The sequence below is a fragment of the Variovorax sp. SPNA7 genome (assembly GCF_033807855.1).
GTDB classification, from domain to species: Bacteria; Pseudomonadota; Gammaproteobacteria; order Burkholderiales; family Burkholderiaceae_C; genus Variovorax; species Variovorax beijingensis.
Map to the genome: position 1 here is coordinate 5,255,001 of NZ_CP138513.1, position 21,220 is coordinate 5,276,220.

21 protein-coding genes are annotated in these 21,220 nt (G+C 69.3%); 8 read left to right on the top strand and 13 right to left on the bottom strand.

Annotation, left to right across the window (positions count from 1 at the left end):
• Positions 1 to 50: 50 nt before the first annotated feature.
• On the top strand, positions 51 to 1,787 hold the full coding sequence (locus RZE77_RS24590) for a phospholipase D family protein (RefSeq protein ID WP_319439662.1): 1,737 nt from the start codon (positions 51 to 53) through the stop codon (positions 1,785 to 1,787).
• A 12-nt stretch (positions 1,788 to 1,799) separates the two neighbouring features.
• Here the strand turns inward: RZE77_RS24590 and RZE77_RS24595 are convergent, their stop codons facing one another.
• The 4 genes from RZE77_RS24595 to RZE77_RS24610 all read right to left on the bottom strand — a co-directional run bounded on the left by RZE77_RS24595 (position 1,800) and on the right by RZE77_RS24610 (position 6,679).
• The gene (locus RZE77_RS24595; protein WP_319439663.1) at positions 1,800 to 2,708 is read right to left on the bottom strand and encodes a copper chaperone PCu(A)C domain-containing protein; all 909 of its coding nucleotides are present in this window, start codon (positions 2,706 to 2,708) and stop codon (positions 1,800 to 1,802) included.
• Between the two features lie 34 nt (positions 2,709 to 2,742).
• On the bottom strand, positions 2,743 to 5,025 hold the full coding sequence (locus tag RZE77_RS24600; RefSeq protein WP_319439664.1) for a TonB-dependent receptor: 2,283 nt from the start codon (positions 5,023 to 5,025) through the stop codon (positions 2,743 to 2,745).
• Between the two features lie 116 nt (positions 5,026 to 5,141).
• Entirely contained in the window at positions 5,142 to 5,513 is a 372-nt protein-coding gene (locus RZE77_RS24605; RefSeq protein ID WP_319427871.1) for a DUF2946 family protein, read from the bottom strand.
• Between the two features lie 11 nt (positions 5,514 to 5,524).
• Complete coding sequence (locus RZE77_RS24610) at positions 5,525 to 6,679, bottom strand: TraB/GumN family protein (RefSeq protein WP_319439665.1); 1,155 nt, start codon at positions 6,677 to 6,679, stop codon at positions 5,525 to 5,527.
• Between the two features lie 108 nt (positions 6,680 to 6,787).
• On the opposite strand from RZE77_RS24610, the gene RZE77_RS24615 reads away from it, so the two are divergent.
• Both RZE77_RS24615 and RZE77_RS24620 read left to right on the top strand, forming a co-directional pair.
• Positions 6,788 to 7,201 (top strand): VOC family protein, encoded by a 414-nt coding sequence (locus RZE77_RS24615; RefSeq protein WP_062364344.1) that lies wholly within the window; start codon positions 6,788 to 6,790, stop codon positions 7,199 to 7,201.
• Positions 7,198 to 8,409, top strand: a complete 1,212-nt coding sequence (locus RZE77_RS24620; protein WP_319439666.1) for a toxin-antitoxin system YwqK family antitoxin — start codon at positions 7,198 to 7,200, stop codon at positions 8,407 to 8,409. The genes RZE77_RS24615 and RZE77_RS24620 overlap by 4 nt, the downstream gene beginning before the upstream one ends.
• Positions 8,410 to 8,440: 31 nt before the next feature.
• On the opposite strand, the gene RZE77_RS24625 is transcribed toward RZE77_RS24620, so the two are convergent.
• From RZE77_RS24625 to RZE77_RS24635, 3 genes are read right to left on the bottom strand one after another with little or no spacing between them, the layout of a single operon-like run.
• Positions 8,441 to 9,415 carry a Bug family tripartite tricarboxylate transporter substrate binding protein gene (locus RZE77_RS24625; protein WP_319439667.1) on the bottom strand — a complete coding sequence of 325 codons (975 nt, stop codon included), beginning with the start codon at positions 9,413 to 9,415 and terminating at the stop codon, positions 8,441 to 8,443.
• Positions 9,416 to 9,418: 3 nt separating this feature from the next.
• Positions 9,419 to 9,649: a hypothetical protein gene (locus RZE77_RS24630; protein ID WP_319439668.1), complete on the bottom strand. Its 231-nt coding sequence runs from the start codon at positions 9,647 to 9,649 to the stop codon at positions 9,419 to 9,421.
• Positions 9,646 to 11,436, bottom strand: a complete 1,791-nt coding sequence (locus RZE77_RS24635; RefSeq protein ID WP_319439669.1) for an FAD-dependent monooxygenase — start codon at positions 11,434 to 11,436, stop codon at positions 9,646 to 9,648. Before RZE77_RS24635 ends, RZE77_RS24630 begins: the two co-directional genes overlap by 4 nt.
• Positions 11,437 to 11,517: 81 nt before the next feature.
• Between RZE77_RS24635 and RZE77_RS24640 the strand changes: the two genes are divergently transcribed.
• Positions 11,518 to 12,306: a LuxR C-terminal-related transcriptional regulator gene (locus RZE77_RS24640; RefSeq protein WP_319439670.1), complete on the top strand. Its 789-nt coding sequence runs from the start codon at positions 11,518 to 11,520 to the stop codon at positions 12,304 to 12,306.
• A gap of 23 nt (positions 12,307 to 12,329) precedes the next feature.
• Here the strand turns inward: RZE77_RS24640 and RZE77_RS24645 are convergent, their stop codons facing one another.
• The 4 genes from RZE77_RS24645 to RZE77_RS24660 form a co-directional block, all read right to left on the bottom strand.
• Positions 12,330 to 12,908 carry a nucleotidyl transferase AbiEii/AbiGii toxin family protein gene (locus tag RZE77_RS24645; protein WP_319442408.1) on the bottom strand — a complete coding sequence of 193 codons (579 nt, stop codon included), beginning with the start codon at positions 12,906 to 12,908 and terminating at the stop codon, positions 12,330 to 12,332.
• Positions 12,909 to 12,913: 5 nt separating this feature from the next.
• Positions 12,914 to 13,384, bottom strand: a complete 471-nt coding sequence (locus tag RZE77_RS24650; RefSeq protein WP_319439671.1) for a nucleotidyl transferase AbiEii/AbiGii toxin family protein — start codon at positions 13,382 to 13,384, stop codon at positions 12,914 to 12,916.
• A gap of 5 nt (positions 13,385 to 13,389) precedes the next feature.
• Positions 13,390 to 14,001 carry a DUF6088 family protein gene (locus RZE77_RS24655; RefSeq protein WP_319439672.1) on the bottom strand — a complete coding sequence of 204 codons (612 nt, stop codon included), beginning with the start codon at positions 13,999 to 14,001 and terminating at the stop codon, positions 13,390 to 13,392.
• A 76-nt stretch (positions 14,002 to 14,077) separates the two neighbouring features.
• Positions 14,078 to 15,145 (bottom strand): fumarylacetoacetate hydrolase family protein, encoded by a 1,068-nt coding sequence (locus RZE77_RS24660; protein WP_319439673.1) that lies wholly within the window; start codon positions 15,143 to 15,145, stop codon positions 14,078 to 14,080.
• A 134-nt stretch (positions 15,146 to 15,279) separates the two neighbouring features.
• Between RZE77_RS24660 and RZE77_RS24665 the strand changes: the two genes are divergently transcribed.
• Both RZE77_RS24665 and RZE77_RS24670 read left to right on the top strand, forming a co-directional pair.
• Entirely contained in the window at positions 15,280 to 16,515 is a 1,236-nt protein-coding gene (locus RZE77_RS24665) for a DUF3108 domain-containing protein (protein WP_319439674.1), read from the top strand.
• An 87-nt stretch (positions 16,516 to 16,602) separates the two neighbouring features.
• Entirely contained in the window at positions 16,603 to 16,914 is a 312-nt protein-coding gene (locus RZE77_RS24670; protein ID WP_124958830.1) for a BTH_I0359 family protein, read from the top strand.
• 76 nt (positions 16,915 to 16,990) lie between these two features.
• On the opposite strand, the gene RZE77_RS24675 is transcribed toward RZE77_RS24670, so the two are convergent.
• A complete protein-coding gene (locus RZE77_RS24675; RefSeq protein ID WP_319439675.1) occupies positions 16,991 to 18,052 on the bottom strand; it encodes an AbrB family transcriptional regulator in 1,062 nt (353 codons plus the stop codon).
• Between the two features lie 126 nt (positions 18,053 to 18,178).
• On the opposite strand from RZE77_RS24675, the gene RZE77_RS24680 reads away from it, so the two are divergent.
• Positions 18,179 to 18,955: a ChaN family lipoprotein gene (locus RZE77_RS24680; protein WP_319439676.1), complete on the top strand. Its 777-nt coding sequence runs from the start codon at positions 18,179 to 18,181 to the stop codon at positions 18,953 to 18,955.
• On the opposite strand, the gene RZE77_RS24685 is transcribed toward RZE77_RS24680, so the two are convergent.
• Positions 18,939 to 20,273: an omega-aminotransferase AptA gene (locus RZE77_RS24685; RefSeq protein ID WP_319439677.1), complete on the bottom strand. Its 1,335-nt coding sequence runs from the start codon at positions 20,271 to 20,273 to the stop codon at positions 18,939 to 18,941. The genes RZE77_RS24680 and RZE77_RS24685 overlap by 17 nt on opposite strands.
• 67 nt (positions 20,274 to 20,340) lie before the next feature.
• On the opposite strand from RZE77_RS24685, the gene purU reads away from it, so the two are divergent.
• Positions 20,341 to 21,198: a formyltetrahydrofolate deformylase gene (gene purU, locus RZE77_RS24690; protein ID WP_319439678.1), complete on the top strand. Its 858-nt coding sequence runs from the start codon at positions 20,341 to 20,343 to the stop codon at positions 21,196 to 21,198.
• The last annotated feature ends 22 nt before the right edge of the window (positions 21,199 to 21,220 follow it).

Below are 21,220 nucleotides of genomic sequence, written 5' to 3' on the forward strand. Positions count from 1 at the left end.
GCGGCGCCGACTGGGCTATATATGCGGCTTCCAAGCTCCAGGAACGCCGCATGTCTTCCTTCTACGCGCTCTTTGGCCGAACCACTGCGCTTCTTGTCCTCGTTCTGCAGGGCGCCTGCGCACAACTGCCTGAGCACGTCGACCGGCCGGTATCGACCGCACTCCCCTCGCCCAACGGCACCGCACTGGAAGCCTTGGTGCAGCAGCGGCGCAAAGCCGACGGAGCGCGCTTCGAATCCGGCTTCCTGCTGCTCGCGGGGCCCCCGGCCGCCTACGGCAGCCGGCTCGCGCTGATCGAAGGCGCCCAGAAAACGCTCGACCTGCAGTACTACGCCATCCACGCCGATGCCAGCACCGGCCGGCTGGTGCGGGGCATCCGGGCGGCGGCCGAGCGCGGCGTGCGCGTGCGGATCCTGCTCGACGACCTGCACAGCACCGGGCGCGATGCACTGGTGCTGGGCCTGGCGTTCGTGCCCAACATCGAGATGCGCCTGTTCAACCCGCTGGCGGGCGCGCGCGGGACTTCGCTGGCGCGCGTCCTCAACTCGATCGGCGATGCCTCGCGGATCCAGCAACGGATGCACAACAAGCTCTTCCTCGCCGACAACGTGCTCGGCGTCACCGGCGGGCGCAACCTGGGCGACGCCTATTTCGGCAACGCGCTGAAGGGCAACTACATCGACGTCGACATCCTGGCGGCCGGCCCGATCGTGCAGGACCTGTCGCGCAGCTTCGACAGCTACTGGAACAACGAACGCGCCTATCCGGTCCAGTCGCTGGTCGAGCGCAGCGAGCTGGAGGCCATCCGCGAGCGCGCGCGACAGGCCGACCGGGAGCTGGCCGACGAATCGGCCCGGGCGCAAAACTCGCCGCCGCCGGCAACGCCCGCAGGAGAACCGAAGCCAGGCGCCGCCCCCACGCCGGCACAGCTCGCCCGCGCCTGGGATGAAAAGCCGATGGATCTGCGAACCGCCCGTTTCGTCTGGGCGCCCGCGGTGATGCTCGCCGACCAGCCCGGAAAGATCCCGGCCGACAAGGGCGCCGAGAAGACCAGGGCGCCGGGCCTGGTGGTGAGCCAGCCCGGGGACGCCGCCAGCTCGTCGCGGCGCGCGGCGGCGCTCGAAGCCAGTTCCGATCTTGCCGCGGGCAGCGACACGGTCGTCGAAGGCCTGCTGCAGCTGATCGGACAGGCGCGCAGCGACCTGCTCGTCATCTCGCCCTACTTCGTGCCCGGCCCGGACATGAAGCAGGCCTTCGCGGCGGCTCGGGGCCGAGGGGTACGCATCCGCGTGCTGACCAACTCGCTGTCGTCGAACGACGCGCCGGTGGCGCATGTCGGCTATGCCCGCCATCGCGAGGACCTGCTCAGGATCGGTGTCGAACTCTACGAATTGCGCAGCGAACAGGCCAGCGTCAGCAATGCCTTCGGCTCTTCGGGCAGCGGCAGCCTCGGCGAATCGCGCTCGATGCTGCACTCGAAGGTGCTGGTGCTGGACGGCCGGCTGCTGGTGGTCGGCTCGATGAACCTGGACCTGCGCTCGCAGCTGCAGAACACCGAGATCGCCCTGCTCGTGCGAAGCGCCGAGCTCTCGCGCGCGGCGTCCGCCCAGATCGAGCGCGGCATGCGCGAGGGCTCATGGCGGGTCGAGCTGGACGGCGGCTCGCTGGTCTGGCGGGCGCCCGAAGGCAGCGGGCTGAAGGACACCTCCACCGAGCCCGACGCCAGCCTGACCCTGCGCCTGCTGCTTCGGCTGTTCGGTCCGCTGGCGCCGGACCAGCTGCTGTAGGAGGCGCGGGCGTCAGTGCTTGTGCTGATGGGCCGGCGCGGCCGCTTCGGCGCCGGCCGGCGCACCCACCGGCAGGTTCAGGTCGAGCGAGCTCTTCTGGCCCTTGGCATCCTCGAAGCGCAGCGTCACCGGCACGGTCGAACCCTTGGCCAGCGCCTGCTTCAGGTCCATCATCATCACGTGGTAGCCGCCCGGCTTGAGCTCCACCGTCTGGCCGGCGGGCAGTTCGAGGCCGCCCGGCAGTTCGCGCATCTTCATGGTGTCGCCTTCCATCTTCATCTCGTGCACCTCGGCCACGCCGGCGGCCGGGGTCGTGATGCCGACCAGCCTGGTGCCGGTGGGCGCGGTGAGCTTCATGAAGGCCCCGGTGCCGCTCTGGCCCGGCACCGACTGGCGCACCCAGCCATCGCGCACGTCGACCGTGGCCACGCCCTGCGCCACCACGTCGAGCCTGGCGGCAGGGCTCTTGAGCCCCGCGGTCGAGCTGCCCGAGGCCGGCACTTCCGCCCAGTCGATGCTGCCCACGTCGCAGGTCTGCAGCACCTTGAACCACAGCGGGCCGGGGGTGCCGGGCACCTTGCCGCGCAGCACGAACTCGGCGCGCTCGCTGGCGGGCAGCGCGGCTTGCGGGCTCTCGGCGGTCCAGCGCACTTCGCCGTCGCCGGCGTTCTTCTGCACGTCGAGCTTCCAGCCCTTGCGCGCCTGCGCGTCGCTCAGCAGGAAACCCTTGGGCAGGCGCACGGCCAGGCCGGTGGTGGCCTTGGCGCCTTCGCAGGCATGGCCGACGCGGAAAGCCGCGTTGTAGTCGCTGCCGACGGTGACGCCGCCACGCGGCAGGGTGACATGGGCGAACGCGGCGGCCGTGCCCGCCAGCAGGGCGCAGGCGGCGGCGGTCTTGAGGATGGTGCGCGGGTGGTTCATTGCGGGAACTCCTTGAAAAAGCGGTTGAAAAGAATCAGAGGTCGAACTTGAGTTCGGCCACGTAGGTGCGTTGCGGATAGGGGTGGAAAGCCCAGTACTTGTTGTTGTTCAGGTTGTCGATGCCGACGGCGGCGCTCCATTGCCGGTCGATCCGGTAGCGGATGCGCGCATCGACCACGAAGAATTTCGAGAAGCCCATGTAGGCCGCGCCGTTGCCGTCGCTGTTGTCGAGCGTGCCGTACTGCTTGCCGCTGTAGCGTGCGCCGACGGTGTAGCTCCATCTGGCGTCGGGCCGGTAAGTGGCGAGCAGCGTGGCCCGCAGCTTCGGCACGCGCGGCTGTTCGCGGCCGACGCTGGCGGGAAAACCGCTGTTGGCCGCGATCTTCGAGCGCGTCAGCGTGAGGCTGCCGCTCAGGTCCAGGCCCTTCATGCCCACGTCGACCGCGTTCAGCGCCACCTCCAGGCCGCGCGTGCGGATGGCGTCGACGTTCTGCACCGTGCTCACAAGATGGGTGAGGGCCTGGCTGTAGAGCGCGTCCTTGGTGTTCTCGAAGAAGAGCGTGGTGCGCAGCAGGCCATCGAGCCCCCAGCCCTTCAGGTCGCGCTCGGCGCTGAGCTCCGTGGTCCACGAGCGCTCGGGCCGCAGGTTCGGATTGGTGTTGACGATGCGGTTGCCCTCGATCGAGCCCTGATAGAGCTCGCTCACCGTCGGCATGCGCACCGCGCGGCCGGTCGATGCCTTGAGCAGCCAGTCCGGCGTGGCCTGCCAGGCGAGGGCGGCCTTGGGCGAGTCGTAGCTGTTCCTGCGCGGCGCGAAGTCGAGCAGCTTCGTCGCATTGCCGAGCTGGCCGCCGTAGGCCTCCCAGCGCTCGTGGCGCAGGCCGAGGGTGGTCTTCCAGTCCTTGGCGAAGCGCCAGGTGTCCTGCACGTAGAGCGACTGCAGCCGGGTGTTGCCGTTGAAGGCGGAGAACGGCGACACGGCCGGTCCGGCGATCCAGTCGAGCGTGTTGCCGACGCTGGTGCGCAGGCGGGCCGTGTCCTGCTGGAAGCCGAAGTCGACCACGTGCGCGCCCACGCCCTCGGCCGAGCCGGTGGGCCGCCATGTGCCGGCGGCCTTGAAGGTGTGCCAGCCGGAGCCGCCCATGTCGGTGGTGCGGCCCGGTCCGCCGTTGAAGGCGCCGGGCAGGGGCGTGGTGGGCGTGCGCGAGGTGTCGCGCGCATAGTCGAACAGGCTTGCGGACAGCTCCCAGTCGAACACGCCGCCGGTATGGCTCTTCACCGAAAGTCCGTGCATGTAGTGCGTGAGCGCCGTCTCGGTCGGTGCCAGCGCGGCGCTCGGCGCATCGAGGTTGTAGCTTCGCCCGGCGATGTTCACGCGCCCCGAATACACCGGCCGGCCGAAGGCATCGCGCAGGTAGGTGTCGACGCCGCCGTGCGTGGTGTTGTTCCAGGCGCCGAGCGTGTAGGTGGCGCGCACCGTGGGAGAAAAGTCGTAGGCCAGCTTGAGCTTGGCCTGCTCCTGCGTGGTGTCGTAGATCGTCGCGCCGCCCACCAGCCACCAGGGCTGGTTCGACGGGTTCAGCCCCGGCACCGCGCCGGTGACCGGCGTGCCGGCATTGCCCAGGGTGCCGGCGCTCGCGAACCGGTTGCCGAACACCAGCGCCTGCCCCTTGCTGTGGGTGCGCGAGGCGCTGAGCCACCACGACCAGTCGCCGCTGCGGCTGCCCAGCGAGAGCTCGAGCTGCTGGCCCGCCGGAGAAGAGTGGCTGTTGTACAGGTCGAAGTTCGAGGCGAAGCCGCTGAGCTTGGCGTGCGCTTCGAGCCGGGTGGGCATGCGCGTCACGTAGTCGACCACGGCGCCGACCGAGTTGCCCGGATAGGCCGCCGAGAACGGCCCGTAAAGCACGTCGACCCGCTCGATCTCTTCGGGCGACACCATGCCCCAGCGCGGCGCGTAGGTGGCGCCGTTGCCCAGCGGGTTCGACAGCATGATGCCGTCGGCATACACCATTGAGCGCGCGCTGTTGCCCGTGCCGGAGGCGCGCGTGGCAAGCACCGCGTGGTTGAAATCGCCGATGTAGCGCTTGCGCACCACGAGGCTGGGCAGGTACTTGAGCGCGTCTTCGCTGTCGGTGGCGTTGACGGTTTCGGCGATCTGCTCATGCGTCACGCCCTCGATGGTGGTCGGGATCTGGGTCGGCAGCGAGGTCGGCCGGCCGTCGCTGACCGTGACGGTGCTCAGGGTGCGCGCACCGCTGCCGCCGGATGGATCAGGCGCGCCCTGCGCCCACGCGGGCGCGCCAAGGGGAAATGCCATGGCGATCGCCACGGCGCGGGAATGCTTTTTCACTGGGAACCTGCTCCACGAACTTCAAGCCGGACAGGCCGCATGCACCCGTCGATCGGGCGCACGCAGCTACGGTTTTGACAGCTTCAGGAGAGGGCGGGAGGCCCGCGCGCCGGCAGCGGCGCGGCGGTGGCCGCGGCCAGGCGCGCGGCGGGAATGGACTGGACCACGCGGCCCAGCGGCAGGGGAAGGTCGAAAGCCGCGGCGGACGGCGACGGCGGCGGAGCGCCGGTCAGCACGCACAGCGGGCAGTCCATGTGCGAGGCGCCCATCTCCTGCACGCCGTCTTCGGTGTGGACCACCACCTTGATCGAACCGGCGCTCGAGCACACCAGCTCGACGGCCTGCGGATGCACGATCGGCGAGGCCACCGCCGCGCCGATCGAGAGCGCGAACCACAGCAGCACCCAGCGGCCGACGAGGCCGAGGAAGCGGGGGTGGTTTCGCAGCAGGTGCATGGCGTTGGCGATTATCGGCGCTGTTTGCTCTTTGGTGCCGGTGCGCGCTGGGCGGACTTGGCATTGCCCGTGCTCCGGGTGCCCGAGGCCTTGGCACCGGAAGCCTTGGCGCCGCGATTGCTCCTGGCCCCTTGCGCACCGCGGGCGCTCGCCTTGGGCGCGGGTGCCGTCGGCACCGCGGCGGGCGGCTGCGCCACCAGCGGGACCGCCGCCACCTGGAATCCGCGCGCCGCCAGCAGCGCCGGCAGCCCCTGCGGGCCGACCATGTGCAGCGCGCCCACGGCGGCGAACACGCGCTTGCCGCCCACGTGCATGCGCTCGATGCCGTCGGCCAGGCCGGGGTTGCGGTCGTCCAGCAGGCGCTTCATGAGCCGCTGCTCGGCGGGCGTGTTGAGGCAGTTGCACCACTCGGGGTAGCGGCTGAGCTTGTCCGCGTCGCCGCGGGCCCAGATGTCGGCCAGCTCCTTCATCTGCGCGCGCAGCTGGCCCGATTCCAGTTCGGTCAGCGCCGCGTCGATCTGCTCGGCCTCCTCCGCTTCGGAACCGCCGGTCAGCGCCTTCAATTGCGCGGCGGCGTTTTCGAGGGCGAACACCGGCTTGTTGTTGTTGCGCGCGGAAACCGCCAGGGCCTCGTCGGCGCCGAACTCGGGGTACAGGCCATCGCCGCGCGCCACCAGGCCCGCCAGCGACATGACCTGCAGGATGGGCTGCAGCCCCGCGGTCTGGCCGGGCGGCACGCAGGCGGCCTCGTTCTGGCGCGCCAGCCGCTGCGCGCGCTCGCCGCTGAGCAGCCGCGCCACCACCGCCGGGTCGGCCTGCTGCGTCATGGGCTGCATGGCAACCGGGTCGCGCAGGTCGAGTTCCAGCGCGAGCGCATCGCTTTGCTCCAGCGCCTTCTGCACGGTGGGCCCGGGCCGCACCCATTCGGCGCGCCCGAGATGAATGGTTCCATAGAGCCAGGAGGTGCGCCCGTCCCGCTCGGCGCGCCACAGCAGGCCGCGGTCGGCCGCATTCCACTGGCCGACGGCCGCACCGGGCTTTCCGAGGCTGGCAATGGCGGACGGCGGGCAGGCGGCCTCTGCCGCCAGCGCGAGAACGCAGCAGGCGCCGGCCAGCGCGAGGCGCGGCAGGCGCGAAAGCAGGGACGCACGCGCGGGCGTCTTCAAAAGGGTGTCGCGCCTTGGCGCAACCAGGATCCGGAGTATCCGCAAGGCTTGCTCCACGATGAAAGAAAGTCCGGCATTCTCACAGCACCGCTGCCCATAATCCGGAACATGCAGAGCATCTTCCATCTTGCCTTCCACGTCCGCGATCTCGACGCGGCCCGCCGCTTCTATGGCCAGGTTCTGGGCTGTGCCGAAGGCCGCAGCACCGACACGTGGGTCGATTTCGACTTCTTCGGCCACCAGATCTCGCTGCACCTGGGCGAACCCTTCGCCACCACGCGCACCGGCCGCGTCGGCGACGCGATGGTGCCGATGCCGCACTTCGGCATCGTGCTCGCGCTGCCCGACTGGCAGGCGCTCGCGAAGCGGCTGAAGGCCGCCGAGATCGAGTTCGTGCTCGAGCCGCAGGTGCGCTTCGAGGGCCAGCCGGGCGAGCAGTGGACCATGTTCTTCTGCGACCCGTTCGGCAATCCGATCGAGGCCAAGGGCTTTCGTTCCCTGGCAGCGCTCTACGACAAATGAGCCCTCCGCCCCGAGCCGCCCCCGGCCGGCTCGCAGCCACTGCGGGCACCGGCACAGCCGCATTCCGGATCGCGGCCGCCGCACTCTGGCTCTTTGCCGCGGGCGCCGCCCACGCTGCGCTCGATTGCGAGCTCAACGGCCGCAAGGTCGATCCGTCCGACGGCGGCAGCACCGCGGGCAAGACAGGGCTGATGCGCTGCAAGGAGCGCGAAACCGGCGAGCTCCAGCGCGAGCAGCAGATCCAGAACGGCGTCTTCATGGGCCTGGCGCGCTTCTATGAAAAGGGCAAGCTGGCCAGGGAGCACACGCTCAACGCCAAGGGCAACATCCACGGCCCCGCCCGCGAGTTCGCGCCCAACGGTCAGGTCGTGCGCGAGGCGGTCTACGACGACGGGCAGGAGCACGGCCTCGTGCGCAGCTTCTACCCGGGCGGCCAGCTGCGCCGGGTCACCTTCTATCCGGCCGTCGGAACCGACCGCGCCTTCGTCGAGTTCACGGAGCGCGGCCAGATGTCGGCGCTGCGCTGCGGCGAAACCCCCATGCTGGCGCCGGCCGCCGACGACGCCAGGCTGTGCGGATTCGTCGGCGGGCCGTCGCAGGTCGAGCTGTTCGATGCGGGCGGCACCCTGCGCTCGCGGCTGTCGTACCTGTCGGGCAAGCGGGTGCGTTCGCAGAGCTTCTACGACAACGGCAAGCCTTCCGTGCAGGACGAGATCGTCGGCAGCCAGCGCACCGAGCGCCAGTTTTCATCCGAGGGCGTGAAGCGCCGCGAAACGGTGTGGCTGCTGGTCGAGCGCAGCGCGGTGCGGCAACGCGAGCAGGAGTTCTCCGAGAAGGGAACGCTGATCCGCGACCAGCGATGGAACCCGGCGGGCGAACCAATCGGCGACGACAGCTACCACCTCAATGGCCGGCCCCGCAGCAAGGCGGTCTACCGCGGAAGCGGCGATGCGCGCACGGTCGAGATCACCGAGTTCTACGACAGCGGGCAGCGCGCCGCCCATGGCCGCTACCTGGTGGCGGGCCGTGGGCGCCAGGTGCCGTTGGGCACGCACCGGCGCTTCAGCGAAAAGGGCATCCTGCTGGCGGAATCGAGCTTCGATGCCAAGGGCCGCGTGACGCGCGAGCGCAGTTGGGACGAGGGCGGCGAACTGCAGCACGACGAGCACGTTTTCGAGGACGGCTCGCGCAAGGCCTACACGCAGTAGCGCGGCCCGCCCCCGGGCCGCGCAGGCTTCATCAGTCCAGCTTGATGCCGGCCTGCTTGATGATCGGGCCCCAGCGACTGGACTCGGCGCGCGACAGCGCCGCGAACTGCGCCGGCGTGCCCGGCATGGCTTCCATGCCGAAATCGTCGAAACGCTTCTGCACGGCCGGCGTGCCGAACGCGCGGTTCAGCTCACTGTTGAGCCTGGCGACCACCGCGGGCGGCAATCCGGCCGGGCCGAGGATGCCCTGGAACGCGAAGACCTCGGTGTTGGGCACGCCCACTTCGGCCAGCGTCGGCACGCTGGGCAGCGCCTTGCTGCGCGCGCCCGAGCCGATGGCCAGCACGCGCACCTTGTTGCCCTGCATGATCGGCAGGCCCGAGGCCAGGTCGAGGAACATGCACGGCACCTGGCCGCCCATGACGTCGGCCATGGCGGGCGCCGCGCCGCGGTAGGGAATGTGGGTGATGAAGGTGCCGGTGCGGGCCTTGAACATTTCCATGGCCAGGTGGTGCGGCGAACCATTGCCCGGCGAGGCGTAGTTGACCTTGCCCGGATTGGCCTTCACGTAGGCCAGGAACTCCTTGAAGTTCCTGGCCGGGAAGTCGGGATGCACCACCAGCGCGAGCGGGAACTTGCCGATCGCGCCGATGTAGGTGAAGTCCTTTTCCGGATGGAACGGCAGCTTGCTGAACAGGTGCTCGTTGAAGGCCAGCACGGCGTTGTCCGCCGAGAGGATGGTGTAGCCGTCGGGCTTGCTCTTGGCGACGAGGTCGGCGCCGATGTTGGTCGAGGCGCCGGGGCGGTTGTCGACCACGATCTGCTGGCCCAGAGCCTGGCGCATGGCTTCGGCCAGCACGCGCGCGATCACGTCGGTGCCGCCGCCCGCCGGGTAGGGCACCACCCACTTGATGAGTTGCGCGGGGTAGTCCTGTGCGCGGGCAAAGGGCGCGGCGGCCGCGGCGGCGCCGGAGGCAAGCGTGGCGAGAAGGGTGCGGCGATCCATGGATCAGTCTCCTTTTTGTAGTGGTTCGGTGGCGGACAGCGATGGTACGGGCAGCGCGCGCAACGCGTCGGCCAGCGCGGCGCGGCAGCGTGCCTCGTCGCCGACCTGCTCGAACAGCAGCAGCGCGAGGCGGGCCAGGAACAGCGATTCGCGCTCGGCGCCCGCCTCGGTGATGGCGCGCGCGCACTCTGCGTAGAGCCGGTCGCGCGCCTCGGATGGAAGCGGTGTGGTCATCGGGCAATCTCCGTGGAAGCGGCTGCAGCGCGGGCCAATGCGGCCTGCAATGCGCCGCGGGGCATGCGGCGCCAGCGCGCGGCCACATGGCCGTCGGGGCGCAGCAGGTAGACGGCGCCGTCGTGCGCGCCCAGCGCCTCGAACACGGCGGGGCCGGCCTGCGCGTCGGCGCCTGCGATGCCCGGGCCTGCAATGGTGCGCACCGCAAAGGGCAGCGCGCCGCCAAGCGCCTGCGCGAGTTCGTCCTGCGGCAGCGGCACGGCATTGGCGCCCGGCCGGAGCACCAGCAGCGTGAAGACCGGCCCGATCCAGTCGCTCAGGTGGCCTTGCTCGAGCTGCTGCTCGGCCATGACTTCTCCAGGCAACGGCCCCGCAGGCAGCGCGTCGCCCTCGCTCGACAGCGCCGAATCCGCATAGCGCACGGCCTGGGTCTGGCGCGGGTTGATCAGCTGCGCAATGCCGCGGTGGATCTGCGACAGCGAGAGCGCGGCCTCGCGCAGAAGGTCGAAGCCGCGCGAGGGCGGCGACATGAACTCGGTGCTGCGCATCGCGTTCTCGGCGTTGACGTGAAAGGCCGCGATGCGCTCCTGCGAGTACGAGTCGAGCAGCGACGCATCCGACAGCCCGCGCGCCACGAAGGCCAGCTTCCAGGCCAGATTGTCCGCATCGTCGAAGCCCGAGTTGAGGCCGCGCACGCCGAAGATCGGCATCGCATGCGCCGCATTGCCCGCGAACAGCACGCGGCCGTGGCGGTAGCTGTCGAGCGTCATCGCGCCCGCGCGGTAGACCGAGGTCCAGACCGTCTTCCACGGCAGGTGGCCTTCGCCGATGGCGTTGAGGTGGCGCTGCACGAATTCGGCCACCGCCGCCGGCTTCAGCGCGTCCTCGGTGCCCTGGCCCGCGCGCAGCTGGTAGTCGATGCGCCAGATGTCGTCGGGCTGGCGGTGCATCAGCACGGTCGAGCCCGGGTTCCACGGCGGATCGAACCATGCACGGCGCTCGGTGGGGTGCGTGCTGTGCAGCTCGATGTCGATGATCACGTAGCGGCCTTCGTAGCCCGTGCCCTCGAGCGCGAGCCCCAGCGCCTTGCGCACGAAGCTCTGGCCGCCGTCGCAGGCGGCAAGCCACTGGCCGCGCAGCCGGTAGGCGCCCTCGGGGTTGCGCACGTCCAGCGTCACGCCGTCTTCGTCCTGCGCGAGGCCGGTGAGCTCGGTGCCCCAGCGGATGTCGACAAGCCCCGGCGACGCCTCGTTGCGGCGGAGGATCTCGTCCAGCAGGAACTGCTCGATGTAGTACTGCTCGAGGTTGATCATCGGCGGCAGCTTCTGCCGCTCGTCGTGCGGCATCTCGAAGCGGAACACCTCGTCCGTCTTGTAGAAGCTGCGCCCGCCGGTCCACGGCAGGCCCTTGGCCATGAAGGCCGGCAGCACATCGAGCCGCTCCATGATCTCCAGGCTGCGTCGCGAGATGCAGGCCGCGCGGCTGCCCACGCACACCGTGTCGTCGGCCTCGAGGACCACACTGCGCACGCCCTGGTTCGCAAGCCCCAGCGCAAGCGCCATGCCGACCGGCCCGGCGCCCGCAATCACCACCGGATGGCGGCCGGGCTCCACGCCGTCGTGCCCGAGTTCTGGCGTGCGCGCCTGGTAGCGCGTGTAGTGAAAGGCGCCGACGGAGGGCGGCAGTCCGGTGGCGCTGGCCGGCGGCGGCACGGGGCCGCTGGCGGCATCGGCGGCCCGTGTGCCGGGCGGCGGCGCGGTGGCCGCAACGGTGGGGTTCGTCATCATGCAGCGGGATTGTCCCGATGCGCGGCGTGGGCCATTGTCATAACTTCGTACGAAGTAATTACCCTTCCCTTCTGCTTACCCATGAGACGCTGGCGCATCCAGCCCGCCGCGGACACCACGCTATCCGCCGCCCTCGCCGGCGACGTGCTCGCGGGCATCGGCACGCCGCACCTGGCGGCCAGCTGCCTCGCGGCCATGCACCGCGTGATGCCCGTCACCTTCTGCACCGTGTTCGCCGTCGACGCCACCGGCCGCATCGAGGCGGTGTCGGCCGCCAGCAGCTACGGCACCACGGCCGAACGTACGGCCGAGCGCTACGTGGCGCAGCGCTTCGACCTGCTCGATCCCAACATGACCTGGCTGGCGGCGCGCAAGCTGCCCCGGCGCGCGCAGCTCTGGCTGGGCCACCAGCGCGCCGACGAGGTGGCCGACCCGGCCTACCGCGCGGCCTGCTACGGCGACGTGGGCATCCGCGAGCGCGCGTCGGTGCTGCGCCTGACGCCCACCGGCCAGCGCGTGGCCGTGAGCTTCTACCGGAGCCTCGCGCAGCCCGAATTCGGCGCCGCCGACTTCGCGGCCATCGAGCGCCACGCCACGCTGCTGGCCGACGCCACCCTGGCCCACGGCCGCAGCGCCATGGCCGCCCGCGAAGCGGTGGCGCCCACCCTTGCCTCGCGCCTCCTGACCCTGAGCCTGCGCGAGCGCGAAGTCATCGGCCAGCTGATGGCCGGCCGCACGGCCAAGGAAGCCGCGCGCGAGATCGGCATCGAACTCACGACGGTGCGCACCCACCAGTACCGGGCGTTCCGGCGGCTGGGGATACGCAGCCAGAAGGAGCTGCTGCTGCGGGCCCCGGAAAAAGTCCTGTAGCGCCTCTGGCATTGCGCTTGCCGTCAGGGAGCGTTCTTGCCCGCGTTGAGCTGTGCTTCGGCCCGGGCAAGGCGGTCGAGCAACCGGTCGAAAGCCGGCGGCGTGCGGATGAACATCTGTTGCATCGCTATGTAGTCCTGTGCCAGCGCGGCACGGCGCGATTCGGCCGGCACCAAGCGAAAGCTGCCGGCCCGCGCGAGGTCATAGCGAGCCCAGGCACGGGGAAACACGCGGCTCTTCCAGTCGACCACGTGCGCGCACAGCGCCGCATCGGCCAGGTGGCGCGCCGCATCTTCACGCTCCAGCAGGCGCGCCATGTCCGAATAGTGGCGCGCGTAGCGATCCGGCATGTGCTGGTCCGGCGGGCGGTGGAACTCCGAGTGCAGGATCGTCGCTTTCTCCCAGAAAGTGCGCTCCAGCGCGAGCGTGGTGACCTCGCACTGCCAGTCGCCGAAGAGCGCTGGAAAAGCGTCGGCGACCAGCGGACGGATCGGGTAGCGCCCAGTCGGCTGCTGATCGGTCAGCGTGCCGAGTTCGAGTTTGACCTCGCGCTGGATATAGGAAAAACCGGTGTGCTCCTGCGTGGGATAGCGAAAGTAGATGACGGTTAGCGCGCAGCGGCATCCACTTCATAGCGCAGCCATGCATTGCCAACTTGCGGCTCGCCCAGCGCTTTGCGGATGCCTGTTTCCAGCACCGGCTGCACGACTTCCTGTGTCTTGATGCCGCACATCTGCTGCATTTCCAGCACCGCGGCATCGCGGCGCGTGCGGCTGTCCAGCGCATCGAAGGCGGCCGCATCGGCACCGACGAAATCGGGCACCAGGCAAAGATCGATGTCTTCCGAAAATCGATCGATCACGCCGTAGGCCTTCGAAAGCGAGGTACCGCCCTTGAAGACCAGGTGCGGAGCCACCTCGGGCAATGCGAAGAGCAGCCCCAGCAGCCAAGTGACCCAGAAGTCCTTTTCGAGGATGACCGTCGACACACCGGTGCGCACCGCGGCGTCGGCAATGGCCAAGGTTCGATCTTCCGTCGAGAGCGTCGCGAACGCGGGGCCGAGATGGCGCGTGGGCATGGTGTTCAGGGTTTCGCGAGTTCGACGAAATGGGCGCGCATCCATTCCGGCGCCAGGGCCAGATCCTTCACCAGTTCAGCCCGCTTCGCGGCCGGCAGATTCCTGCGCAGACGCTCGATGCGCTCCGGCGTGATGTGCGCCGCGCCCAGACTGCGGAAAGCCTGGACCAGCAGGCCGCTCAGCCGACCGGCCGCCGCCATGTTGCGGGGCGTGGTGCGCTTCAGCATGATCTGGGTCGGCCCGACCTTGACCGTGCGCGTCGCGCCATCGGTGAGGAACACCACTTTGGCCGGCACCTGCTCCGAGAGGCCGAGCAGATTGGCCGCGTACGCGCCCGAAGGCTGCAGCCGAAGGCCGTCCTTGCGCTCGAGTGCCTTCCCCACCGCCTCGATGGACGGCCACAGCAGGCCGAGCACAGGATGCTCGCGCGGCACGTCGTAGAGCCCGCGGCCCAGCAGGCGGATCACTCCTCGGGCCTTGTGGCGCTTGAGCGCGGTGGCCACTGCGGTCCTGCTGCCCAGGTCCATGAAGTCTGCGGGCGTGAACACCCAGCCGGCTTCGTGCGATTGCACCCGTGCCAAGACAAGCGAGTCGACAGAATTGGTGTGCTTTCCCATTTTTGCCACGAAAAATAGCAGTTATTCGTGGCAAAAACAAGGCATTCAGCTTTTCGCCGCTAGAAGGCGCGCTGCTTCAATCGTCCGAGACTTCAGACGACGGATCGACCAGCGACACCGGCGCCACCTTCGGCCGCCCCGCCGCCGACACGATCTCCTGGTCGATCGCTCCGAACAGCGAGCGGCCGTCCAGGCCCTTCATCTCGATGCGGATGGTGTCGCCGAACTTCATGAATCCGGTCACGGGTTCGCCGCCCTGGATGGTTTCGATGCAGCGCTTCTCGGCAATGCACGAGTAGCCCTTGGGCCAGTCCATCTGGCCGTTCTTTTCCACGCCCTTGTTGCTCACGGTGCCGCTGCCGACGATGCTGCCGGCGCGCACGTTGCGCGTCTTGGCGATGTGGGCGATGAGCTGGCCGAAGTGGAAGGTCATCTCGGGCCCGGCGTCGCACATGCCGACCTTGCGGCCGTTCCAACTGCTTTGCAGCGTGAGGTGCACGCGGCCGTGCTGCCAGGCTTCGCCGATTTCGTCGAGCGTCACGGCCACGGGGCTGAAGGCGGTGGCGGGCTTGCTCTGGAAGAAGCCGAAGCCCTTGGCCAGCTCGGCCGGGATCAGGTTGCGCAGGCTCACGTCGTTGGCCAGCATCACCAGGCGGATGCCGTCGAGCGCCTGGTCGGGCGTGGCGCCCATCTTCACGTCGCCGGTGATCACCGCGATCTCGGCCTCGAAGTCGATGCCCATGGCTTCGCTGGGCACGACCACGTCGTCGACCGGGCCGAGGAAGTCGTCGCTGCCGCCCTGGTACATCAGCGGGTCGGTGTAGAAGCTCTCGGGCACTTCGGCGTTGCGCGCCTTGCGCACCAGCTCGACGTGGTTCAGGTAGGCCGAGCCGTCGGCCCACTGGTAGGCGCGCGGCAGCGGCGCCATGCACTGGGCGGGGTCGAACGGGAAGGAATGGCGTGCGCGGCCGGTGTTGACCGCGTCATACAGGTCCTGCAGCTGCGGGCTCATGAAGCCCCAGTCGTCCAGCACCTGCTGCAGCCGGCTGGCGATGCCGGTGGCGTAGTGGGCGAGCGTGAGGTCGCGCGAGACGACGACGAGCTGGCCGTCGCGCGAGCCGTCCTTCAGGGTGGCGAGTTTCATGATGGCAAATGCGTGATGAAGGACACGGCGCGAACACGAGAGCCGGCGCCGCGCCCACTAAACTGGTTGAACGGGCGGCAGTGTACCGAGGTGCTCCTTGTGAACCTCGGCGCCGGCGCTCACTCCACCTCCTCATGCCGACGCTCGTCGCCTCCCAGTTGCCGTCCTCCGCCGCCCCGCCCCCACGCCCGTCATGGCGCGCGCTGGCCGGGCTGACGCTGGCGGTGGCGCTGGCCCATGTGCTGCTGCTGGACCTCGCGCCCACGGCCATCGGGCCGGACCCCTCGCCGCTCGCGAACAAGTTCATCACCCGCACCATCGTGATCGCGCCGCCGGCCGCGGAAAAGCCGGCCGCGCCGGCCGCCGCACCGCCCGTTGCGCAAGCCAAGCCGCCGCCGCCCGCAAAGCCGCGCCGGCCGCGCGAGCCGTCCAGGCCCCGGCCGGTGGCGCCGCCACCCGAGCCGGTGCCGCAACCGGCGCCGGAGCCCCAGGTTTCGGAACAGCCCCCGGCGCCCCCCGCACAAACGCCCGACCTCACGGCGCAGAACGCTACTGATTCAGGAGCAGCACCTCCCGAGCAGGCGGCCAGCGCCCCGGCAGGCGCCGTGCTGGGCGGGGCGGGCAGCACGGCCAACACCGGCGTCGGAAACGGGCCGCCCGGCGAGGCGGCGGGCGCCGCCAACGCCGCGGCGGGCAATGTCGTCGGGCCTGAAGCGCTGCGCATCCCCGGTTCGGTCAAGCTTGCCTTCGCGGTCACGGGCCAGCAGGGCGCCTCGCCGATGCAGGGCGTTTTCGGCGACCTGGTCTGGCTGCAGGACGGCAGCAGCTACGACGCCCGGCTGTCGCTCAAATTCCTGTTCCGGACCATCCGCAGCCAGCACAGCACCGGCCGGATCGGGCCGACCGGCATCGAGCCGGCGCGCTTTTCGGAAAGCCGCAAGGGCGAGGTCGCCTCGCACTTCCTGCGCGACCAGGGGCAGATCATGTTCAGCAACAACGCACCCAGCGTTCCCCTGCTGCCCGGCGCGCAGGACCGGCTCAGCGTGGTGATGCAGCTGGGCGGCATGCTGGCGGGCGATCCGGGCCGCTACCCGGCCGGCAGCCGCATTTCCATCCAGACGGCAGGGCCGCGCGAGGCGGGCGTCTGGGTGTTCAACATCGAGGGCGAGGAGCAGATGAGCGTGCCGGCGGGCGACTACGCGGTGCGCAAGCTCACGCGCAGCCCGCGGCGCGAGTTCGACGACAAGATCGAGATCTGGCTCGCGCCGGCGCTGGGGTACCTACCGGTGCGGATGAAACAGACACAGCCCAACGGCGACTTCGCCGACATGCAGTTGCGTGAATCCCTTCCCGCGGGGCCGTCCAGCTGATAGTACAAATGAGGTAAAGAAACACCGTTGTGACCGCAATGCGACAACCCTTCTTGAAACTGGCGCGTTGATTGCTATCTAACCCCCATGAACGCCATCGACATCCTCACAGGCCCCGCAATGAACATGCTCTATGACTCGGAGTCCTTCGTCGTCGTGCACGTGCAGCCGAACGAAAGCGACACACCGGACCAGCCCAATGTCCCGGTGCTGGAACGCCACGGCTTCGAGATCGTCGACAAGCGCTCGGGCAAGGAGGTCTACCTCGACGGTTCCTGGGCCGAACTGTTCCAGCAGCAGATTGCCGCCTGGCAGCTCAACACGCCCACGCAGGAAGAGGTCGAGGACACGCTCGAGGGCTATGCCGAGCTGGCCCACACCCCGGTGCTGGTGCACTGAAAACCCGGGCTCCCCGCCCCCAGAACAGAAAAGCGCCCGACCGGCGCTTTTTTTGCGTCTTTTCAGCGCCCGCCGCTCATTTCCGTTGGTAAATCCATCGGTACATCGGCCCCACGAGCAGCAGCACCGCCACCAGCCGGCACACCTGGAACGCCGTCACCACCGGCACGCCCAGCTGCAGCACCTTGGCGGTGATCGACATCTCGGCGATGCCGCCCGGCGAGGTGCCCAGGATCATGGTGGCGGGATGCAGCCCCGTCGCCCAGGCCAGCAGCCAGGCGGCGCCCGCGCACAGCACCAGCATGCCGACGGTGCCCAGCGCCACCGATCCCAGCCAGCGCGGCGCCGTATGCAGGAATTCGCGGCTGAAGCGCACGCCCAGGCTCACCGCAATCACGAGCTGCGCGGTGTTCGACATCCAGCCAGGCACGGCCGACAGCGGCTGGCCCGCAATGGTGAAACCCATTGCCACCACCAGCGGCCCCATGAACCAGGGGTTGGTGCGGCCCAGCGCCCGCATCGCAAGCCCGCCGGCGCCGGTGGCCAGCGCGAGCAGCAGGAGCCCGCCCGCATTCACTTCTCGCACCGTGGGCGGATTGACTTCGAGGCCGTGCAGGCCGCTCCACTGCATTGCGAACGGAATGGCGATGGTCACCACCACCAGCCGCAGGCTGTGCGCGGCAGCGACCAGGTCGGTGCGCGCGCCGGCCGATTCGGACAGCAGCGTCATCTCGGAGGCGCCGCCGATGGCACCTGCGAAGTAAGTCGTGGCTCTCATGGATCTGGCCGGCACATGCGGCATCCGCTGGGCGTGCAGTCCGTGCAGCCAGCGCCCGAATCCCCATCCGAGCAGCAGGGCCCAGGCAATGGCCAGCGCAATGGCCCACCAGACGCCGGCCACCAGCGCCACCACCTGGGGCGTGAAATAAAGGCCCAGCACGGTGCCGATGGTCCACTGCCCGGCATTGCGCAGCGGCGTGAAGCTGGCCGTGGGCGCGCCGGCAATCGATGCCAGCGACACCGCCAGCAGCGGGCCGATCATCCACGGCAGGGGCGTGTGCAGGGCGAGGCAGATTTCGGCCGCGGCGAGCGCGAGCAACAGCGTGGCCAGCACGCGAACCGGAAAGCGGAGAGACACGGGCGGGAAGGGAAGAAGCGGAATTGGATGGCGCTGCGGTCGAGCGCCAGCGCATAGTATGGCGCGATGCGATGCCAACCCTTTCCCGTACGGGCTTCCCGCTTCCTGCTGACCCTGTTCGCTGCCATGGCCCTTGCGGGTTGCTCCGCGCTCCTCGACGGCCCCGATGCGCCCGTGGCGCGCCGCGCGGCGGCGCTGCTGCCGGTGGACGCGCTGATCCTCGGCGAGCAGCACGACGCCCCGGAGCACCACGCGATCGAGCGCGAAACCGTCGAGGCGCTGGCCAGCCGGGGCAAGCTGGCCGCGCTGCTGCTCGAAATGGCCGAGGAAGGCCACAGCACCCTTCGCCTCGACGCCGCGGCCACCGATGCGCAGGTGCGTGACGCGCTGGCCTGGAACGACAAAGCCTGGCCCTGGCAGAGCTACGGCCCGGTGGTGATGGCCGCGGTGCGCGCCGGCGTGCCCGTCATCGGCGCCAACCTGCCGCGTTCGCGCATGAAGAACGCGATGGCCGACGTCTCGCTCGACGTGCAGCTCAACGGCGAGGCCTACACCGCGCAGCAGGATGCCGTGCGGGAAGGCCACTGCAAGCTGCTGCCCGAGCCCCAGATCGTGCCGATGACGCGCATCCAGGTCGGGCGCGACCGCGCCATGGCGCAGGCCATCGTCAAGGCCCGCCAGCCGGGCAAGACGGTGCTGCTGGTCAGCGGCGCGGGCCATGCCACCAAGGTGCTGGGCGTGCCGCAGCACCTGCCGACCGACGTGTCGGTCAAGTCGGTGCGGCTGCAGGCCGGGGAATCGGCGGACGAGGACGAAAACAAGGGCGCTTACGACGCCGTCTGGCGCACGGCCCCGCTGCCGCCGAAGGACTACTGCGCAGGAATCGTCAAGCGAACTTCTTGATCGAATCCGCCAGCGTGTTGACCAGCGTGTCGATGTGCTGCTTCTCCACGATGTAGGGCGGCGCAATCACCAGCACGTCGCCCGCGGGCCGCACCAGCGCGCCCTTGTGGAAGCAGTCCAGGAAGATGTCGTAGGCGCGCTTGCCCGGCGTGCCCGCGATGGGCGCGAGCTCCACCGCCGCGGCCAGGCCGAGGCTGCGGATGCTGACCACGTTCGGCAGGCCCTTGAAGGCGCTGTGGAACGCATCGCCCAGCACCCTGCCCATCTCGCCGGCGCGCGCGAACAGGTTTTCTTCCTTGAAGAGATCGAGCGTGGCAATGGCGGCGGCGCAGGCCACCGGATGGCCCGAGTAGGTGTAGCCATGGAAGAACTCGACCACGTGCTCGGGCGCGTCGGTCTTCATCATCGCGTCGTAGAGCTTGTCGCGGCAGATCACGCCGCCCAGCGGAATCACGCCGTTGGTCACGCACTTGGCAAAGTTGAGCATGTCGGGCACCACGCCGAAATAGTCCGACGCGAAGTTGGTGCCCATGCGGCCGAAGCCGGTGATGACCTCGTCGAAGATCAGCAGGATGCCGTGCTTGTCGCAGATCTCGCGCAGGCGCTTCAGGTAGCCCTTGGGCGGCAGGTACCAGCCGGCCGAACCGGCCACCGGCTCGACGATGATCGCGGCGATGTTGCTCGGGTCGTGCAGCGGCAGGATGCGCGTTTCGAGCTCGACCAGCGGGTCTTCGGCCCACACCGGCTCCTCGTTGTGGATGTAGGCGTGGTTCACCGGATCATGGATGAAGCGCATGTGGTCCACGCGCGGCAAAAAGGCCGAGCCGAACACCTTGCGATTGCCCGGGATGCCGCCCACCGACATGCCGCCGAAGCCCACGCCGTGGTAGCCCTTCTCGCGGCCGATGAACACGTTGCGGTGGCCCTCGCCGCGCGCGCGGTGGTAGGCCAGCGCCACCTTCATCGAGGTGTCGGCCGCCTCGGAGCCCGAATTGCAGAACAGCACCTTGTTGAGGTCGCCGGGCGCCAGCGAGGCGATCATCTCGGCCGCCTTGAAGGCCTTGTCGTTGCTGACCTGGAAGGCGGTGGCGTAGTCGAGCGTGTCGAGCTGCTTCTTGATCGCCTCGTTGATCGGTTTGCGGTTGTGGCCCGCGCCCACACACCACAGCGACGAGATGCCGTCGATCACCTTCTTGCCGTCGTGCGTGGTGAACTCCATGCCGTCGGCGGCCACGAAAACGCGAGGGTCTTTCTGGAAGTGTCGGTTGGGAGTGAAGGGCAACCACTGGTTGCCCATGTTGAAGTCCTGATAAGCCATCGATTGCTCCTGCTTAACGCGCACCAAAAAACGGCATTCTGGCACCCCTGCGACAATCGTGCCCCTCATGACGACCACTACGCCCGCTTACATCCTGACCCTCTCCTGCCCCGACCGTACGGGCATCGTGCATGCCGTTTCGGGCTTCCTGCTCGAACGCGGCGGCAACATCGAGGAAGCCGCCCAGTACAACGACCATGACACGGGCCTGTTCTTCATGCGCGTGCGCTTCGCCTGCAGCGACCACACCGAGGCGGCCCTGCGCGAGCAGCTCGCCACCTTCGGCGCCGGCTTCGGCATGAGCCTGCAGCTGCATGCCGCGGCCGAGCCCATGAAGACCGTGATCCTGGTCAGCAAGGAAGGCCACTGCCTGAACGACCTGCTGTTCCGCTGGAAGAGCGGCCTGCTCGCCATCGACGTGCGCGCCATCATCTCGAACCACCGCGACTTCTACCAGCTGGCCGCCAGCTACAACGTGCCCTTCCATCACATTCCCGTGACGGCCGCCACCAAGGCGCAGGGCGAAGCCCGCCAGCTGGAGATCATCGAGGCCGAGGGCGCCGAGCTCGTGGTGCTCGCGCGCTACATGCAGATCCTGAGCAACGACCTGTGCAAGAGCCTGGCCGGCCGGGCCATCAACATCCATCACTCGTTCCTGCCCAGCTTCAAGGGTGCCAAGCCCTACTACCAGGCGCACGACCGCGGCGTGAAGCTCATCGGCGCCACCGCCCACTACGTGACGGCCGACCTCGACGAAGGCCCGATCATCGAGCAGGACGTGGCGCGCGCCGACCACACCGATACGGTCGAAGACCTCACGGCCCGCGGCCGCGACACCGAGAGCCAGGTGCTGGCCCGCGCCGTGAAGTGGCACAGCGAGCACCGCGTGCTGTTGAACGGGCACCGCACGGTCGTGTTCCGGTAGCCATCCAAGGTCAGCAGCGCAT

Excerpts from the sequence above, each read along its gene's own strand:
- RZE77_RS24600 (WP_319439664.1), bottom strand. The coding sequence starts at position 5,025 with ATGGCATTTCCCCTTGGCGCGCCCGCGTGGGCGCAGGGCGCGCCTGAT.
- RZE77_RS24665 (WP_319439674.1), top strand. The coding sequence starts at position 15,280 with ATGCCGACGCTCGTCGCCTCCCAGTTGCCGTCCTCCGCCGCCCCGCCC.
- RZE77_RS24680 (WP_319439676.1), top strand. The coding sequence starts at position 18,179 with ATGGCCCTTGCGGGTTGCTCCGCGCTCCTCGACGGCCCCGATGCGCCC.
- RZE77_RS24655 (WP_319439672.1), bottom strand. The coding sequence starts at position 14,001 with ATGGGAAAGCACACCAATTCTGTCGACTCGCTTGTCTTGGCACGGGTG.
- purU (WP_319439678.1), top strand. The coding sequence starts at position 20,341 with ATGACGACCACTACGCCCGCTTACATCCTGACCCTCTCCTGCCCCGAC.
- RZE77_RS24590 (WP_319439662.1), top strand. The coding sequence starts at position 51 with ATGTCTTCCTTCTACGCGCTCTTTGGCCGAACCACTGCGCTTCTTGTC.
- RZE77_RS24670 (WP_124958830.1), top strand. The coding sequence starts at position 16,603 with ATGAACGCCATCGACATCCTCACAGGCCCCGCAATGAACATGCTCTAT.
- RZE77_RS24605 (WP_319427871.1), bottom strand. The coding sequence starts at position 5,513 with ATGCACCTGCTGCGAAACCACCCCCGCTTCCTCGGCCTCGTCGGCCGC.
- RZE77_RS24640 (WP_319439670.1), top strand. The coding sequence starts at position 11,518 with ATGAGACGCTGGCGCATCCAGCCCGCCGCGGACACCACGCTATCCGCC.
- RZE77_RS24595 (WP_319439663.1), bottom strand. The coding sequence starts at position 2,708 with ATGAACCACCCGCGCACCATCCTCAAGACCGCCGCCGCCTGCGCCCTG.
- RZE77_RS24660 (WP_319439673.1), bottom strand. The coding sequence starts at position 15,145 with ATGAAACTCGCCACCCTGAAGGACGGCTCGCGCGACGGCCAGCTCGTC.
- RZE77_RS24630 (WP_319439668.1), bottom strand. The coding sequence starts at position 9,649 with ATGACCACACCGCTTCCATCCGAGGCGCGCGACCGGCTCTACGCAGAG.
- RZE77_RS24685 (WP_319439677.1), bottom strand. The coding sequence starts at position 20,273 with ATGGCTTATCAGGACTTCAACATGGGCAACCAGTGGTTGCCCTTCACT.
- RZE77_RS24615 (WP_062364344.1), top strand. The coding sequence starts at position 6,788 with ATGCAGAGCATCTTCCATCTTGCCTTCCACGTCCGCGATCTCGACGCG.
- RZE77_RS24650 (WP_319439671.1), bottom strand. The coding sequence starts at position 13,384 with ATGCCCACGCGCCATCTCGGCCCCGCGTTCGCGACGCTCTCGACGGAA.
- RZE77_RS24625 (WP_319439667.1), bottom strand. The coding sequence starts at position 9,415 with ATGGATCGCCGCACCCTTCTCGCCACGCTTGCCTCCGGCGCCGCCGCG.
- RZE77_RS24635 (WP_319439669.1), bottom strand. The coding sequence starts at position 11,436 with ATGATGACGAACCCCACCGTTGCGGCCACCGCGCCGCCGCCCGGCACA.
- RZE77_RS24620 (WP_319439666.1), top strand. The coding sequence starts at position 7,198 with ATGAGCCCTCCGCCCCGAGCCGCCCCCGGCCGGCTCGCAGCCACTGCG.